Origin of the sequence: Sphingomonas aerophila, from assembly GCF_014199305.1 — a bacterium.
GTDB classification, from domain to species: Bacteria; Pseudomonadota; Alphaproteobacteria; order Sphingomonadales; family Sphingomonadaceae; genus Sphingomonas; species Sphingomonas aerophila.
Genome location: NZ_JACIJK010000031.1, coordinates 1 through 1,250 on the forward strand (window position 1 = coordinate 1; position 1,250 = coordinate 1,250).

The 1,250-nt window shown below is 63.2% G+C and carries 1 protein-coding gene and 1 pseudogene; both read right to left on the reverse strand.

Going from position 1 to position 1,250, the window contains the following annotated elements; translation table 11 throughout:
• Window positions 1–254: pseudogene (locus FHS94_RS19080) on the reverse strand (ferritin-like domain-containing protein); the annotation flags it as partial.
• Window positions 255–306: 52 nt separating this feature from the next.
• Window positions 307–1,250 (reverse strand): ferritin-like domain-containing protein (locus FHS94_RS19085; protein WP_184060890.1); only part of this gene is annotated, 944 nt, incomplete at its 5' end.

Here is a 1,250-nt window from a genome sequence, read left to right on the forward strand (position 1 = left end):
AGGTACTCGAGGTTGAGCGCCAGATTGAGGATGTCGGGGTCGGTGATGGCCGTGGGCGTTGGGGTCGGCGATGGAGACGGTGTCGGCGATGGCGCCGGGCTTGGGTCGTCGTCGTCATTGAAGCAGCCTGCGAGCATCGTGCTGGCGCCGATGACGAGGGTGCTCCCGCCCGCGACCTTGAGGAACTGGCGTCGTGCTGCGCGGCGGACGTCTGAGGCCGCGAGAATATCGAGAGCCTTGCGAGGATCGATCATGATGGTCATCCCTGATGAACGGAGAGAGGTGGTCGGGTCGCGTGAGCTTGGATCAGGTTGTGGACTTGATGCTGCCGTTCACCCCATTCGGAAAGAAGCCGCCCATCGTTGCCGCACCAGGCGTCAGGTAGACGATGTTGAGCACCTGTCCGGTCGTCCGGCTGAACGCGAGGCCGTTGCTGTTCAGGGGTACGATGTTCGACATGATCGCATCACCGGTGCCCGAGGGTCCAATTCCCTGATCGGCATCAGGACCGATACCCCGGATCTTGTCCTCTGCGGGTGCGCCATCGAGGCTGTCGCGCGCGGCTGAGATCTTCTCGGTCGCATCGACTAGAGCCTGGATGCCCTTTGCATAAAGGGTCGTTCGCACAATGGCGGCGTGATAGGCTTCGACGGCCAGAATGCCGGCAGCTGCCTCCAGGAAGGTCTTGTCGGTCACCAGCGGCGCTGCGCCTTTGTACGCCGTGACGCCCACATCCTCGAAGATGAACGCGCCGAGCAAAAAGTTGTTGGGCGAGGAGTAAGGGTTGAACGTCTCGGACGCCCCGACGACACCGGCTGCGCGCGCAGCCGCAGTGAACGCACCGTTCGCATCGCCGGAAATGTTGATGTTTGGCATGCCAACCGCTGCGGTCTTCAGCGCACCCCGCAAGAAGGCGACATGCGCCATCTCGTCCGCAGCGATCTCCTTGGCATAGGCGCCAACCAGGGGATCGCTGCTGAAGTCCACCAGCTGGCCGCCGACGACCGTTCCGCCCGCTGTACCGGACCCGCTTGCCGTCATGTTAGCCGGCAAGCCCGCTCCGTTCACGGCGTACAGGTAGAATTGGGCCTCGAGGTACTCGAGGTTGAGCGCGAAGTTGAGAACATCGACATCAACATTGGCCGACTGAGCCTTGGCGGCGTCAGCGTAGACGAAGGCAGAGCCAACGGCCGCTGCGCCCAATGCCGCGGTGAAGAAGGCACGACGGTCCTGGCGTCGGCGTGCTCTTG